Below are 14,494 nucleotides of genomic sequence, written 5' to 3'. Positions count from 1 at the left end.
ATGCGTTGTGCATCTCAGTAGCCGTGGAACTGGAGAGCGCGTAGTGTGCGGAATCGTACTGATGCATCTGGGGGGGGGGGCGAGGATTGCACATCTGAACGGGGTGCCATTGCCGTACATAAGGGGTTTCTTTTTAGGAGGGCGTCACTGCTGCCCGCGCTCAAGATAATATTTTAGACGACACACTTTAGTCCCGAATTGCGCAGTCGCTCAAAGAATATTAACGATAATGGCCCCACTGATGATGGATAATTATAAAGTTGAGGCGAAAAAGGGCGTTGCTTCTAAAACGGCTACCGCAGTGCAGGGTGAAGCAGAATTGCGTCTCCCCACACAACATTTCTAGCGTGAGTTAGTCCCGCCAGACCTACCGGGTCAACCGGATAAATTTTAAAATGATATCTATTTTCGGGTTGACTGCAGGTTGTGCACTCGCGGCTAGGCGAATGATCTACCAGCAATTCGCGCTGTCCGAGAATTGCTAACCATAACAAGGCTTAGTCTCGTGGAATCCACCGTGCTTGTTTTAAACAGAATGAAGTGAGACGGACTTCCGCAGAATAATCAAAAAGCCCCGTATCCTGATTGGACACGGGGCTGCAGATGCTAATTTTGGATCGTTAGATCCGAACTTGCTCCAGAGCGCCATGATAGCCGCGAGAATGCTGGCTGCCCGGGATGTCGATGGCTTCGAGGCGCATGGCGCGGCGGTAGATCTGAAGGGTGCGGGCACCGAGTTCTTCACGAGTCCAGGATTTGGCCGCTTCGAGACCCGCCTTACGCATTTCGAGCATGGTGTGGCGGTCATTGAAGAGGTTGAGTACGGTTTCGGCGATAGCGTCCGGCGTGCATGCTTCTGCCAGCCGACCGCAACCGTGGCGGTGGATGTGCTCAACAGCAGCTGGATCTTCGGCGCAAGCGATCAGCGGGCGGCCGAATGCGGCTGCTTCGTGATAGACTGATCCGAAGGACTGATAGCGCGATGGTGCGAGCACGGCCTGGCAGCGTGCCAGAATGTGCGTCATCGATTCATCTGTGACGCGGCCATAGTCAAAGACCTGTTCCAGCAGGCTCGTCGACACGCCAAGCTGCGATACCCGCGCATCCAACGCACCGCTTTCGAGGCCCATCAGATGAAGCTCGGGGAGGGGCTCACCCTGATCACGGAGCTGTTCACTGACTTTCTGGAAGGCCAGAAGCATTTCGTCGAAGCCCTTACGCTCGCTATCGTCGCCGATATAGGCGAGGCGAAGCCGGGCATGGGCAGGCGGAAATTGGGCAGAGATGCCAGCTTTCCTGATCACCGGATCAACCGAAAGCGGGGTGACCATGTGAATGAGACCTGGTGTGATGTCATACCAGTTGCGGATTGCGTTCGCGTGGCTTCGGCTGTTGGAGATGATGGCATCGGCGCTGTGGTTGCAGCGCGCTTCCATGCCGCTGACGATGCGGTTGGAAATGCGCTGGCCGAGTGTGCTCGCGTCAGCTTCATCAATTCCGTGCGGCGCAGAGTTGCGGATAACAATCGGCAGACCGCAGTCCATCAGCATAGCGGCGGGCGCGCCCCAATTTGAGGCTTCAATCAGATCGAATGGGCGGCGCTCATGTTCTTCATGCACACACTCGCGGAAGGCTGCAGCGGTTGCTGCAAACTCAAGACCCGGGATCTTGCGCATCAGACGGCGAAGGCCCGTGATGCGGCCGGCGCAACCGATAACCTCAATGCGCTCATGATCGGTGCGGACGACATCGTCGCGGTCCATCGTAAAGACGCGAACGTTCACACCATGACGCGCAAGACCATGCGCGACTTCGCAGGCCACGCGGCCTTTCGCTGTCGGAATGGGCGGGTATTCCCACGTCAGCAGCGCGACTTCCAGGGGTGGGTTCTCTTCCGGCCCCTCAACCGGCGTGATCGGGTTGGTGTGTTGCATCTGTCTCATGCTGACCACAACGTGAAATGCCGTTAACGGTTGCATTCGTGTTCGCAGATGGTAGGGATAAGTGTTGCTTTCCAATCACAGCACCGCTCACCCAACGCGCCTTCGGCAGAAGTGCGCGTTTTTTAAGTTTGGAGCTTAAAGTCTTGGTTTCGTGACTGGTTTTGCGGCAGGCGCAATCTAAGTCCGTCTGGTCAGCCCGCGCGCCATTGCCTCCAAAATTTCCGGCAGCTAGGTGTGATGTATAGCTGTGGAAAGGTACAAGCGAGACGCATGTCGAAAGACAAACAGCCATTCGATGAGATGTTCGGAACAGGCGACGAGCCGCGTGAACCGTACAAGTCGTATCATAAATGGTTTGAAGGCGAGCAGAATGCGCGCCTCCGCAGAAAAGCCGAAGAAGCCGAGCAGGCGTTCAGGCGCACAGGTATTACTTTTAATGTTTACGGCCGCGAAGAAGCTAACGAACGGCTGATCCCGTTCGACATCGTTCCGCACGTTTTGTCCAAACGCGAATGGCAAAAACTGTCCGAAGGTATCGAGCAGCGCGTGCGCGCGCTGAACGCCTTCCTTCACGATATTTATCATCGCCAGGAGATCCTGAAGGCGGGGCGTATCCCTGCGCACATGATCAGCAATAATGAAGCCTATCTGCCGAAGATGATCGGCGTGGAGCCGCCCGGCAGCATCTACACCCATATTGTCGGCACAGATATCGTTCGCACGGGCGAGGATGAGTTCTTCGTTCTCGAAGACAATGCGCGCACGCCATCGGGCGTCTCCTACATGCTCGAAAACCGCGAGACGATGTTCGAGATGTTTCCCGAGCTCTTCATTCAGAACCGTGTGTGCCCGGTATCGACCTACCCGAAGCGCCTGCGCCGGTCGCTTGCCGCCTGCGCGCCGCCGGCCTGCGATGGCAAACCGGTCATCGCCGTGCTGACGCCGGGCATTCATAACTCTGCCTATTTCGAGCACGCTTTTCTGGCCGACGAAATGGGCGCAGAGCTTGTCGAGGGGCATGACCTTCGCGTCGTGAATGGCCGTGTCGCGATGCGCACCACACAAGGGTACACGGCGGTTGATGTCCTCTACCGCCGAGTAGACGATGCCTTCCTTGACCCGCTGAACTTCAATCCGGACTCGATGCTTGGCGTGCCGGGTATACTCGACGTCTACAGGGCAGGGGGGATCACGATCGCGAATGCGCCGGGAACAGGCATCTCGGACGACAAGGCGATCTATTCCTACATGCCGGACATCGTCGAGTTCTATACAGGCGAGAAGGCAAAGCTTCCGAACGTCCCGACCTGGCGATGCTCAGAGCCGGACTCGCTCGCCTATGTGCTCGACAATTTGTCAGAGCTCGTTGTGAAGGAAGTTCACGGCTCTGGCGGCTACGGCATGCTCGTCGGCCCGGCAGCCAGCCGCAAGGAAATCGCTGATTTTCGCGCCAAGCTGAAAGCGAAGCCCGATGGCTATATCGCCCAGCCAACGCTCGCGCTTTCGACGGTGCCAATCTTCACCAATAAGGGCCTTGCTCCGCGGCATGTCGACCTTCGCCCCTTCGTGCTCGTCTCGCCAAACGGCATCGACATCACCCCGGGCGGTCTCACGCGCGTCGCGCTTAAAAAAGGTTCACTGGTCGTGAACTCGAGCCAGGGCGGTGGCACCAAAGATACATGGGTGCTTGAGTCATGATGCTAGGTAAGACAGCGGGCGGCCTCTTCTGGATGTGCCGCTACCTTGAGCGCAGCGCCAACAATGCCCGTCTGATCGAGGCCGGCTCCCGCATGACGATGACTCGCTCCGCGCCGGACGATGCGGAGTGGGAATCGGTCCTCTCGACCGCAAACGTCAAAGAGATGTTCCTCCAAACGCATGAGCATGTGAAGCGCTCTGACGTCATCGACTATATCCTTCGCGACCGGTCCAACCCGTCCAGCGTCATGTCTGTGGTAGAGGCCGCGCGCAACAATGCGCGCGTGGTCCGTGTCGCGCTGACGCGTGAAGTCTGGGAAGCGGTCAACGACACCTGGATGAAGCTTAAAGATGCCCTTTCGCAGCGTGTCTCGGATGCCGACCTGCCAAACGTCCTCGAGCTCATTCGCCAGCAGAGTGCGCAGGTGCGCGGCGCCCTTCATGGCACAATGCTGCGCAACGACATCTTCAATTTCTGCCGGATTGGCACGTTCACGGAGCGGGCGGACAATGTCGCGCGCATCCTGGACGTGAAATACTTCGTGCTGTTGCCGTCGGTCTCGATGGTTGGCTCGACGATCGACAACTTCCAATGGGAGGCGATCCTCAGGTCAGCGGCAGCTGAGCGCAGCTTCGCGTGGCTCAATAAAGAAAGCGGACCGCGCGCGATTGCGGAGTTCCTCATCCTCGATCAGCGCCTGCCGCGCTCCATCGCATTCTGCTATTCGAACCTGTCGCGCAATCTTGGCTATCTTGAGCAGGAATATGGCGAGGCCCGGCCAAGCCGCGAACTGTGCGAGGCAACCTTGAGCCGTCTCATCAGTACTGATGTGGAGACAATCTTTGACGGCGGCCTGCACGAATTCATCCAGTCCATCCTTCAGTCCAATAACGCGCTCGGTCTGCAGATCGAGAAAGACTATCGCTTCTACGCATAGGGAAGAATTTTGCGCCTCAAGATCGCTCATCTGACACATTACCAGTTCGCCGAACCTGCCGTTTACGGGCTGCAGCAAATTCGGCTGATCCCCAAGACGCGGCGCGGCCAGAGCGTCGACGACTGGAATGTGACGTTTGAGGGGGCGCTAGAGCAGGTCCATTTTATCGACCAGTTCAACAACCACACCCTGTTGATTGGGCTGGAAGAGGGCGCGAACGAGCTCATCATCCGCGCCGAAGGCACGGTCGTGACGCAGGACGAAAGCGGCATTGTCGGCCAGCATGGCGGCTGGACCCCGCTCTGGCTCTACCATCGCAAGACAGAGCTCACGCGCCCTGGCAGTGCCATTCAGGCAATCTGCGACCAGGTAGGGACGGGATATGAGAATGAGGTCTCACGTCTTCACGCGCTGATGGGCGTTATCGCTGAAACCGTAAAGTATGAAACCGGCAAAACTGGTGTCGCCACAACGGCTGAAGAGGCTGCTGCGTCAGGCCATGGCGTCTGTCAGGATCACGCGCAGATCTTTGTCGCCTGCGCCCGTCTCATGGGGTTTCCGGCCCGCTATGTCAGCGGTTACCTCATGATGGATGACCGTGTGCAACAGGACGCTTCCCATGCTTGGGCAGAAGCGTATGCTGAAGGTCTTGGCTGGGTCGGATTCGATGTTTCCAACGCCATTTCGCCGGACGCGCGCTATGTCGCCGTGGCGACGGGGCTGGATTATATGGACGCCGCACCAGTTTCGGGGCTGAGCTTTGGGAGTGCTCAGCAGGGGTTGGAAGTGTCGGTTCAGGTGCAGCAGCAACAGCAGCAGCAATAAGCAAAAATGACATACTGCGTGGGTCTATGCCTCGATAAGGGGCTCGTCTTCATGTCCGACACCCGCACCAATGCGGGCGTCGACAACATCTCAAAGTATCGCAAGATGTTCACCTGGAATGTTCCGGGTGAGCGAACCTTCGTCCTGATGACGGCGGGCAATCTCGCGACCACGCAGGCTGTGGTCAGCATGCTTGAGGAGCGCACCAAGGCGCCGGAGGAGCGCAACCCCTCCATCCTTGAAGTGCCGTCCATGTTTCAGGCCGCGCGCCTTATCGGCAAGACGCTACGCGACGTAATCAAGGAAAGCGCGCCGGCCGCCGGCCCCGATGCAGAGTCGCCGTTCCGCGCGACGCTGATCCTTGGTGGCCAGATTGCCGGCAGCGAGCCGCGTCTCTTCATGATCTACCCGGAAGGCAATTTCGTCGAAGCCAGCAAGGAAACGCCTTTCTTCCAGATCGGCGAAACCAAATATGGCCGCCCGATCCTTGTCCGCGCACATGACCCGGCCATGTCCTTTGCCGAAGCGGTAAAACTCCTCATGGTATCCTTCGACTCCACCTTGAAGGCGAACCTCTCCGTCGGCCTCCCGCTCGATCTCCTCTTGTACGAAACCGACAGCCTCAACATCCTCAAAAAGACCCGGATCGAGGAAGACGACCCATATTATTCTCTGATCTCCGACAATTGGGGCGAAGCCTTGAAGACCGCTTTCGCGTCACTGCCGCAGTACGAAGTTTGACAAATGGCGACTAAGCTAAATTTTGTTTAGCGGTAGACAGTCAAATCGGGGCTTTTGTCTAACCCGCTGTAACCATGAAATTCTTTGTACCACGCAACAAAGCGCGACAAACCTAGCTCAATAGACGTACTAGGTGAAAACCCGTAGTCGCGCGCGGCAGCCTCGATTTCTGCGTAAGTCTGAACCACGTCGCCGGATTGCATTTCTACAAACTCTTTCACAGCGGGTTTTCCAAGCAGTGTTTCGAGCAACCCAACGACGTCCATCAACTTTTCGGGATTGTTGTTCCCAATATTATATACACGGTGTGGTCGAGAAGTGTTTTCAAAAGTCGGTGATCTCTCTACCATCGCAAGGATGCCATCTACTACGTCATCGATGTAAGTAAAATCGCGCATCATTTTGCCATGATTGAAAATGCGGATCGGCGTCCCGGCAAGAATGTCGCGGGTAAACGACCAATATGCCATATCCGGCCTGCCCCAAGGCCCATAGACTGTGAAAAAGCGCAGTCCGATCGCTTGCACCCTGAATAGGTGAGCGTAGGTGCTGGCTAGCAATTCACCCGCGCGTTTTGTGGCGGCATATATCGAAACCGGATCATTTACTTCGTCGGATTCTGAGAACGGTATTTTCCTATTACCACCGTATACTGAGCTTGAAGACGCATAGACTAAGTGAGAGAAATCCGCTCCAAGAATGCGGCATGCCTCTAGAACCGAAGTGTGGCCCGCTACATTGGCTTGGACGTATGCCATCGGATCTTGCATCGAATAACGTACCCCTGCTTGCGCGGCGAGATGCACAATTACGTTTGGCTTGAATTCCGCTATGATTGCCTTGACGGCATCTAGCTCAGCCAAATCAACTTTGTGCACTTTGCAAAAACTTCGAATCTTCGCGTGGCGTGCATGTTTAAGCTGCGGGTCGTAATAATCGTTGAAATTATCTATGCCGATCAATTCGTGCCCTGCAGCATTAAGTCGGCTTGCGGTGTGCATACCTAAAAATCCGACAGCACCTGTGATCAATATTCTCATTGCAAATCAATCTCTTCGGGAAACGCGCGATCTACACTAGCTGCAGAGTGCAAAGAATATGTGGCTCTCAAAAAAGTTTTCTGTTTGCCTTAAGCAACATGGATTCCCAGCAATGATTAAGCCGGAAGTCCATTTCAACTGAAATCTTAGCTGAATTGCGCATGTTGTGAGCATTGTGGGAGCTATTTTTTCGGCACCTGTCACATTGGAGCATTAGTGCGAGGGTATCTGCACTTTTGACACGATACCGGGCCAAGAGGTAGCTGTGGCCTCGGTGAAGAATTCAGCTAAACCCGATACCGAGTGAAAGCGCGTCATTTTCATTTGTTTTGCATGAATTTGATAAAACTGACGGGGATCTACAAATGACAAAAACCGTGCTCGTGACCGGCGGGGCTGGCTATGTCGGCAGCCATAGCTGCAAGGCGTTCGCCGAGGCCGGCTGGAACATCGTGGTCTATGACAACCTGTCGCGCGGCTGGCGGGATTTCGTCCAGTTCGGCGAACTGTTCGAGGGTGATCTACTAGACGCCGACCGGCTAAATGAAGCCTTCCAAAAGTTCAAACCCGAGGCGGTCGTCCATTTTGCGGCCTTCGCGTATGTCGGCGAGTCTGTGGATCAGCCGGGTCTCTATTACGAGAATAACACGCTCGGCACGGTCAGGCTACTGGATGCGATGGCCAAGGCCGGAACCGACAAGATCATCTTCTCATCGACGTGCGCCACCTATGGCGTGCCAACGGAAATGCCGATCACCGAGAGCATGAGGCAGGCCCCGATCAATCCGTACGGCATGTCGAAGCTGTTCGTCGAAAAGGTGCTGGATGACTACGAAACTGCCCATGGCATCCGTTCTGTGAAGCTTCGCTACTTCAACGCCGCTGGCGCTTCGCCTGATGGCGAAATTGGTGAACGCCATGACCCTGAGACGCATCTCATCCCGCTCTGTATCGAAGGCGTACTGAACGACACATTCAAGCTGACCATCTTTGGCGATGATTTTGACACGCGCGACGGGACGTGCATTCGCGATTACATCCATGTGATGGATCTCGCTGACGCGCATCTGAAGGCGCTGGATTATCTTGGCGGCGGCGGGGCGTCCGACGTTTTCAATCTCGGAACCGGGACCGGCACAAGCGTGCTTGAGATCGTTCACGCGGTTGAGCGGGTTACGGGAAAGCCTGTGCCAAGAGAGATTGGCCCGCGGCGCCCCGGCGACCCTCCTGCGCTTATCGCGTCAGCCGAAAAGGCCGCGCGCGTGCTGGGCTGGAAGCCGGTCCAGTCAGACGTCGATAACGTGATCGCCACGGCTTATGAGTGGCACTTGAAAGAGCTCGGGCGCAAAGCGGCGCTCTAGACGCATGATCGGCGCTGCGCGACCCCAAAGGCTCAAATTCGCTACTTGAGTATCAAGCGATCAGCTTTACAAACCAACCTTAGAATGCGGCCATGGTTACCAGCCTCGGTCGAATTGATACTAACCGATGGGGCTGCTCGAATGATCGTCTATATCGCCACTTGGCCACGCTGCGGGAACGCCTTCGTCCGCAATCTGATCTATCTCAATTACAGAGTGATCACCGCCGATGGCTATCCGAGCCAGGCGCCATGGCCAGAGCGGCTGAATGCCGAATATTTCGCCAATTTCATAAAGTATCAGGATGACGGGCAGCCGCCGCGGCTCGCACTTCAACATGGCGCGCTCGATCTCTTGAACGAGAAGCCGGACTTGCGCCGCGAACTCGCTGCCATGAGCGAAACCTTCCTCGTGAAGACCCACGAGATGCCGCCGGAAGACCCTGTCGAGGGCGAGGCTTTCGTCTGCATGGTTCGCCATCCGGTCCGGGCAGTTGCTTCGCGCAGGAAGCTGCTTGTAACGAAGGACGTCATGAAGACGGCTCGCGGCGACTATATCGGCGGCCATTGGAGTGACTTCCACCGGCTCTGGCACGACTCGCCAATGCCGCGGGTCAGCGTTCGCTACGAAGACGTGGTTGGGAAGCCAGAAGTGGTTGTGCGTCCCTGCGCGGAGCTGCTTGGGCTGCCGGAGCTTGAAGTCGTCAGAGACCTTCCGATCGCGGCTAGCAAGGCTCTCAATCCTGAGCGAAACCCCGGTCTCGGCAATGATGGCTGGAAGACGGTTATCACCGATGAGGAAGCCGCTGGGATCTGGGAAGAAACCGGAGAAGCTGCTAGCGCCTGGGGCTATGAACCCGTCCATGAAGGCGCTCAGTCAGAGCAGAATACGACCGCATAACTGAGAGGCGGGCGACGGAGGTCGCTGGCACGCTTAGTCTATACCTGGATTTGGCGACGCATTCTGCTCGCCGCAGTGCCGACGCTCCGCAGCGAGCAAGATGCGGACGCCATCGCCACTATGCTTCGCTCTACAGTTTTGAGTGATTGATTTCTCAAACCGACGCATTACATCGCTTTTTCCCAAGTGGCAGGCGCCTATAGCTCAGTTGGTAGAGCAGCTGACTCTTAATCAGCGGGTCCGAGGTTCGAATCCTCGTGGGCGCACCACTTTTCCCTCCACGAAAAAATATCTCGAGTTTCTGCATCTGGCAGCGACGGATTTGGCGTGCCCGGTCGTCTCATCTTCCAGATACGAGTCAAAGAAAGCCGCAAGCTGATGATTTCCTCCCTTTTCAGGTCCCGCCTCGCACTGCTGGTCGGGCTGCTTCTTGTTGGTCTCGCAGTCTGGTTTGGGCTCAAGGCAACCGTGTTAAAGGGGCCTGAGGCGCCGGAGTACCAGACCGCGCAAGCAAGCCGCGGTGACATTGAGGTGACCATCTCTGCGGCGGGCAAGATCATGCCGAAGGAGTCAGTTGATGTCGGTGCGCAGGTGTCGGGACAGCTTCAGGAGCTCTTGGTCGAGATCGGCGACGAGGTCGAGAAGGGCGATCTCCTCGCGCGGATCGATCCAACACTTGCGCAGACGAGCGTCGAGGCGAACCGGGCCCAGCTGTCCGAGCTACAGGCAAGCCGAAAGCAGCAGCAGGCAACGCTGGAGCTTGCGCGCGCCGAAGCAGAGCGCGCTGAAATGCTTTACGAGGCAGATGCGATCGCACGCGCCGAGTTTGAAACCGCGCAGGCCGAACTTACGGTCGCGCAGGGGCGGCTGGAGGCGATTAATGCACAGATTCAGCGCCAGTCCTCATCGCTCCAGTCTGAACTTGCCAATCTAGAATATACGCGCATCTACGCGCCAATCTCGGGCACCGTTGTGTCGCTGGCGGCTGTCGAGGGCCAGACTCTGAACGCGAACCAGACCGCGCCGATCATTCTCACCATTGCGGACCTCGGAGTGATGACCGTCGAGACCGATGTGTCTGAAGCGGATGTCCTGCGCATAGACCGTGGGCAGGATGCGTATTTTACCACGCTTGGCGACTCTACCCGCCGGTGGGAGACCAGCGTGCGCCAGGTGCTTCCAACACCCGAAGTGCTGAATGATGTGGTGCTCTACAAGGCTCTGGTGGACGTCGAGAACCCGGAAGGCAGGCTGAAGCCGCAGATGACGGCGCAGGTCTTCTTCGTGACCGGGCAGGCGGAGAATGCGGTGCTTGTCCCCGTCACCGCAGTTCAGTCGCGTCCGGCCAGAGGCCAGCGCAGCGAGGGACGCCCTGTCGCAGAGAACGGCGAACGCAGGCGCGGCTTCATGGAGGCTGAGGCGGCGCCTGGCGGGGAAGGCCGGCGCGATTCTGCGCGCCGTGAGGAAATGGCGCGAGCACGGGCGGCCAATCCTGAGGCTGAAAGTGCAATCGTGCTGGTGCTTGGCGATGATGGAACGCCTCAGCCGCGCCCTGTGCTTGTTGGCCTCAAAACGCGGACCATGGCCGAAATTATCTACGGGATCGAACCTGGCGAACAGGTCGTGACTGGGAATGTCGCCTTTGAGCGGCCGAGCGGGGAAAGTGGTGGGCGCCGGGGCGGAGGACCGCGCTTCATGCGCGGCTAGGCCAGTAGTTTCCCTATGTCACATCCGCTCATCAAGCTTGAAAATGTCCGCCGTTATTACGGTGAGGGCGATACAGAGGTCCGCGCGCTGGACGGCGTTTCCCTGAGGATCAATCCGGGAGAATTCGTCGCGATCATTGGCCAGTCCGGCTCCGGAAAGTCGACGCTCATGAATATTCTTGGGTGTCTGGACAGGCCAACAGACGGTGCATACACGGTGCGCGGAGAAGACATTTCGAAGCTCGACGCAGACGAGCTTGCATCTCTCCGCCGAGAGACCTTCGGCTTCATTTTCCAGCGGTACAATCTGCTCGCCAGCGTCAGCGCTTCGGAGAATGTCGAGATCCCGGCCGTCTATGCCGGGCTCGGACAGGAAGAGCGTCGCAGCAAGGCGCGTGAGCTTCTCGCTCGCCTCGGTCTTGGAGAACGTACCGGCCACAAACCCGGCCAGCTTTCAGGTGGTCAGCAGCAGCGGGTCGCCGTTGCGCGGGCATTGGTCAATGACGCTGAGATCATTCTCGCCGATGAGCCGACGGGCGCGCTCGATTCTGGCTCGAGTGCAGAGCTTCTGACGCTTCTGGAAGACCTGCATGAAAGCGGGCGGACCATCATCCTCATCACCCATGATGAGAAGGTCGCTGCGCGCGCAAAACGCGTGATCACCATTCAGGATGGCCGCATCCTCTCTGATACTGGCGATCAGGGCGGCCATGATGAGGCGAGAGAATCCTATCGCTATTCACGCAAGGGGCCGTCGCCGGTTGCGCAGGTGTTTGAGGCGGTGAAGATGGCATTCCGGTCGCTTCGCGCGAACCTGTTTCGCACAGCGCTGACCCTTCTTGGGGTCGTGATCGGTGTGTCAGCCGTTGTTGCCATGCTCGCCATCGGGCAGGGTAGTCAGCAGGATGTCATGGCCCGGTTTGAGTCGCTGGGGCCAAACCTCCTCTTTGCACGGCCCGGTGCGCCGGGGCAGCGAATGCGCGGCGATGCGATCGCGACACTGACGCTGCAGGATACCGAAGCGCTGGCGGAGCTCGATAATATTGTTGCTGCTGTACCGTCTCGCTCAAGCAGCGCGACGCTGCGCGTGGGCTCGAACGATGTGCGTGCGCAGGTGGAGGGCGTGTCGGAAGACTGGCCGACGGCCCAGAACCGCGGAATGAAGTACGGCACCTTCTTTACCGAGGACGATATGGACCGCCGCGTTGGCGTCGTCGTTCTCGGCACCACAACAGCGGGCAACCTGTTCAACGATCCCCAGAGCGCTGTCGGCGAATACGTCTTCCTTGGCGGTGCCCCTTTTGAAGTGTCGGGTATTCTCGAGGAGAAAGGCGCGACAGGCTGGGGGCAGGATCAGGATGATATCGCCCTGGTTCCCATCACGACGGGCATGATGCGCCTCTTTGGCCAGGCCTATCTGTCATCGATTACTCTGGCCGTCGACGATACCGATCGGATCACCGAGACAGAGGAGGCCGCGCATGCGCTTCTCATGTCGAGGCATGGCACTGAGGACTTCCAGCTTCGCAATACGGCCTCCTTCCTGAAGTCGATGCAGGAAGCGCAGAGCTCTTTCTCCATCCTGCTCGGGTCGGTCGCATCCATTTCGCTGCTTGTGGGCGGTATCGGCGTGATGAACATCATGCTGGTGAGCGTGTCTGAGCGCACGCGCGAAATCGGCGTTCGCATGGCCACAGGGGCGAGACGGTCTGACATCATGACCCAGTTTGTCGTCGAAGCGCTGGTCGTTGGCGGTCTCGGCGGGATTGCTGGCGTCCTGTTCGGTCTCGGCGTCTGCTTCATCCTCGCTGAGAGCGGCATGACCATCGCCGTCACCGCTATGCCTGCCGTCCTGGCTTTCACATCTGCGCTCGGGACCGGCCTCATCTTCGGCCTGTTGCCTGCGCGCAAGGCTGCGCGGCTCGACCCTGTCACTGCGCTTGCTTCGGAGTAGTCCCATGATGCGATCAATCCTTGCCTCCGGCAGCCTCATCGTCCTCACCGCCTGTACGACCAGCCTTGCGCCAGCCACGCCGGTCAGCGAGGCGGGCGTGAACCTTCCAGCGGCCTATGACTATGCAGGCGAAGTCGAGACCATTTCTGCCCGAGATGAGGTCTGGTGGCAGGCCTTTGAGGCTGAGACCCTCGACGCGTTAATTAACGAAGCGCTGGTGGCGAACCAGACGCTGGCGCAGGGGCTTGCGAATATCAGGGCTTCACGCGCGGCGCTTCAGATCACGAATGCCGCCTTCCTGCCTCAGGCAAGCGGCAGCCTCTCTGCGTCAAGCAACACTGAAGGCGGCGGGCTTGATGATATCGATGCCAGCGGACGCCTGTCCGCCTCCTACCAGCTCGATCTCTTTGGTGCGAATGCGGCGAGCCGTGAGGCCGCTGAGGCCAGCCTGGAAGCCGTCATTTTCAATCAGCGCGCATTGGAGCTCACCGTACAGTCCGATGTCGCGAGTAATTATTTCTCGCTCTTGGCAGCGCGTGACCAACTGCAAGTGGCGCAGCAGAACCTCGAAATATCTGAACGCATTTTCGACATCGTCGAGGTCCGGTACGAAGCTGGGGCAATCTCCGGCTTTGATGTTTCGGCTCAACGTGCACAGCTTGCGAATGCGCGAGCACGCATTCCGCAAATCGAAGCGCAGATTACCGGCTTTGAAACCGCGCTCGCCATTCTGACGGGGCAGGTGCCGCAGGGCTTTGCGGTTTCGGGGGGCAATATTCTGGACGTGTCCCTGCCTGTAATCGATGCGGGCCTTCCATCACAGCTTCTCCTGCGCCGGCCAGATCTTCTTCAGTCAGAGGCCACGCTTCGCGGCGCCAATGCGAATATCGCTGCGGCGCGCGCAGCGTTCTTTCCAAGCATCGACCTTGGCGCGGGCCTCAGTGCGCTTCTGACTGGGGGCTCAAGCCTGACAGGCTCACTCTCGGCAGGGTTGGCTCAGACCATATTCGACGGCGGGCGGCTTGATGGGCAACTCGACGCCGCCGAGGCGCGCCGGGACGCACAACTTGCCGCCTATCGCCAGGCCATACTCAGCGCGCTGCGAGATGTGGATGTCAGCCTTCAGGCCACCGAAACCAATGCGGCACGTGAGGCGCAGCTTCAGATCGCCGAGGAGGCAGCAGCAGAAGCACTGGAAGCGGCCGAGCTTCGCTACCGTGCCGGGTCCGACGATCTGACAAGCCTGCTCAATGCGCAGCAAACCTACTTCGACGCGTCGGCCAATCTGGTTCAGGTGCGTCTCGATCGGCTGACTTCAGCGATCGATGTCTATGTCGCGCTGGGGGGACAATACTAGGCGTGACAATCGTTGTTGGAGGCGCGACGCG

At 58.1% G+C, this 14,494-nt stretch carries 11 protein-coding genes and 1 tRNA gene; 10 read left to right on the top strand and 2 right to left on the bottom strand.

Going from position 1 to position 14,494, the window contains the following annotated elements:
* Nucleotides 1-620: 620 nt before the first annotated feature.
* The gene (locus D1222_RS12635) at nt 621-1,934 is read right to left on the bottom strand and encodes a glycosyltransferase family 4 protein (RefSeq protein WP_182481968.1); all 1,314 of its coding nucleotides are present in this window, start codon (nt 1,932-1,934) and stop codon (nt 621-623) included.
* Between the two features lie 279 nt (nt 1,935-2,213).
* Here D1222_RS12635 and D1222_RS12630 point away from each other — a divergent pair, with 279 nt between their 5' ends.
* The 4 genes from D1222_RS12630 to D1222_RS12615 are packed head-to-tail and all read left to right on the top strand — an operon-like array spanning nt 2,214 to nt 6,145.
* Complete coding sequence (locus D1222_RS12630; RefSeq protein WP_119454604.1) at nt 2,214-3,641, top strand: circularly permuted type 2 ATP-grasp protein; 1,428 nt, start codon at nt 2,214-2,216, stop codon at nt 3,639-3,641.
* Complete coding sequence (locus D1222_RS12625; RefSeq protein ID WP_182481980.1) at nt 3,641-4,579, top strand: alpha-E domain-containing protein; 939 nt, start codon at nt 3,641-3,643, stop codon at nt 4,577-4,579. The genes D1222_RS12630 and D1222_RS12625 overlap by 1 nt, the downstream gene beginning before the upstream one ends.
* 9 nt (nt 4,580-4,588) lie before the next feature.
* The gene (locus D1222_RS12620; protein WP_119454602.1) at nt 4,589-5,404 is read left to right on the top strand and encodes a transglutaminase family protein; all 816 of its coding nucleotides are present in this window, start codon (nt 4,589-4,591) and stop codon (nt 5,402-5,404) included.
* Nucleotides 5,405-5,410: 6 nt separating this feature from the next.
* Nucleotides 5,411-6,145: a proteasome-type protease gene (locus D1222_RS12615; RefSeq protein ID WP_119454601.1), complete on the top strand. Its 735-nt coding sequence runs from the start codon at nt 5,411-5,413 to the stop codon at nt 6,143-6,145.
* Between the two features lie 26 nt (nt 6,146-6,171).
* Here the strand turns inward: D1222_RS12615 and D1222_RS12610 are convergent, their stop codons facing one another.
* Nucleotides 6,172-7,185 carry an NAD-dependent epimerase/dehydratase family protein gene (locus D1222_RS12610; RefSeq protein WP_119454600.1) on the bottom strand — a complete coding sequence of 338 codons (1,014 nt, stop codon included), beginning with the start codon at nt 7,183-7,185 and terminating at the stop codon, nt 6,172-6,174.
* A 365-nt stretch (nt 7,186-7,550) separates the two neighbouring features.
* Here D1222_RS12610 and galE point away from each other — a divergent pair, with 365 nt between their 5' ends.
* From galE to D1222_RS12580, 6 genes are all read left to right on the top strand, one after another.
* Complete coding sequence (gene galE / locus D1222_RS12605; RefSeq protein WP_119454599.1) at nt 7,551-8,546, top strand: UDP-glucose 4-epimerase GalE; 996 nt, start codon at nt 7,551-7,553, stop codon at nt 8,544-8,546.
* A 141-nt stretch (nt 8,547-8,687) separates the two neighbouring features.
* Nucleotides 8,688-9,446: a sulfotransferase family protein gene (locus D1222_RS12600; protein WP_119454598.1), complete on the top strand. Its 759-nt coding sequence runs from the start codon at nt 8,688-8,690 to the stop codon at nt 9,444-9,446.
* Between the two features lie 193 nt (nt 9,447-9,639).
* Nucleotides 9,640-9,715, top strand: a tRNA-Lys gene (locus tag D1222_RS12595).
* A 109-nt stretch (nt 9,716-9,824) separates the two neighbouring features.
* Nucleotides 9,825-11,153 (top strand): efflux RND transporter periplasmic adaptor subunit, encoded by a 1,329-nt coding sequence (locus tag D1222_RS12590; protein WP_119454597.1) that lies wholly within the window; start codon nt 9,825-9,827, stop codon nt 11,151-11,153.
* 15 nt (nt 11,154-11,168) lie between these two features.
* Nucleotides 11,169-13,106 (top strand): MacB family efflux pump subunit, encoded by a 1,938-nt coding sequence (locus tag D1222_RS12585; protein WP_119454596.1) that lies wholly within the window; start codon nt 11,169-11,171, stop codon nt 13,104-13,106.
* A gap of 4 nt (nt 13,107-13,110) precedes the next feature.
* Complete coding sequence (locus tag D1222_RS12580) at nt 13,111-14,463, top strand: efflux transporter outer membrane subunit (protein WP_119454595.1); 1,353 nt, start codon at nt 13,111-13,113, stop codon at nt 14,461-14,463.
* Nucleotides 14,464-14,494 lie beyond the last annotated feature (31 nt).

The organism is Henriciella algicola (assembly GCF_003576245.1).
Taxonomy (GTDB): domain Bacteria; phylum Pseudomonadota; class Alphaproteobacteria; order Caulobacterales; family Hyphomonadaceae; genus Henriciella; species Henriciella algicola.
The sequence above is the reverse complement of the archived record's forward strand: the minus strand, read 5'-3'. Positions and strand labels throughout refer to the sequence as shown.

Bases quoted from the DNA above. Each gene is read 5' to 3' on its own strand.
- D1222_RS12635 (WP_182481968.1), bottom strand. From the start codon at position 1,934: ATGCAACACACCAACCCGATCACGCCGGTTGAGGGGCCGGAAGAGAAC.
- D1222_RS12630 (WP_119454604.1), top strand. From the start codon at position 2,214: ATGTCGAAAGACAAACAGCCATTCGATGAGATGTTCGGAACAGGCGAC.
- D1222_RS12625 (WP_182481980.1), top strand. From the start codon at position 3,641: ATGCTAGGTAAGACAGCGGGCGGCCTCTTCTGGATGTGCCGCTACCTT.
- D1222_RS12615 (WP_119454601.1), top strand. From the start codon at position 5,411: ATGACATACTGCGTGGGTCTATGCCTCGATAAGGGGCTCGTCTTCATG.
- D1222_RS12610 (WP_119454600.1), bottom strand. From the start codon at position 7,185: ATGAGAATATTGATCACAGGTGCTGTCGGATTTTTAGGTATGCACACC.
- galE (WP_119454599.1), top strand. From the start codon at position 7,551: ATGACAAAAACCGTGCTCGTGACCGGCGGGGCTGGCTATGTCGGCAGC.
- D1222_RS12600 (WP_119454598.1), top strand. From the start codon at position 8,688: ATGATCGTCTATATCGCCACTTGGCCACGCTGCGGGAACGCCTTCGTC.
- D1222_RS12590 (WP_119454597.1), top strand. From the start codon at position 9,825: ATGATTTCCTCCCTTTTCAGGTCCCGCCTCGCACTGCTGGTCGGGCTG.
- D1222_RS12585 (WP_119454596.1), top strand. From the start codon at position 11,169: ATGTCACATCCGCTCATCAAGCTTGAAAATGTCCGCCGTTATTACGGT.
- D1222_RS12580 (WP_119454595.1), top strand. From the start codon at position 13,111: ATGATGCGATCAATCCTTGCCTCCGGCAGCCTCATCGTCCTCACCGCC.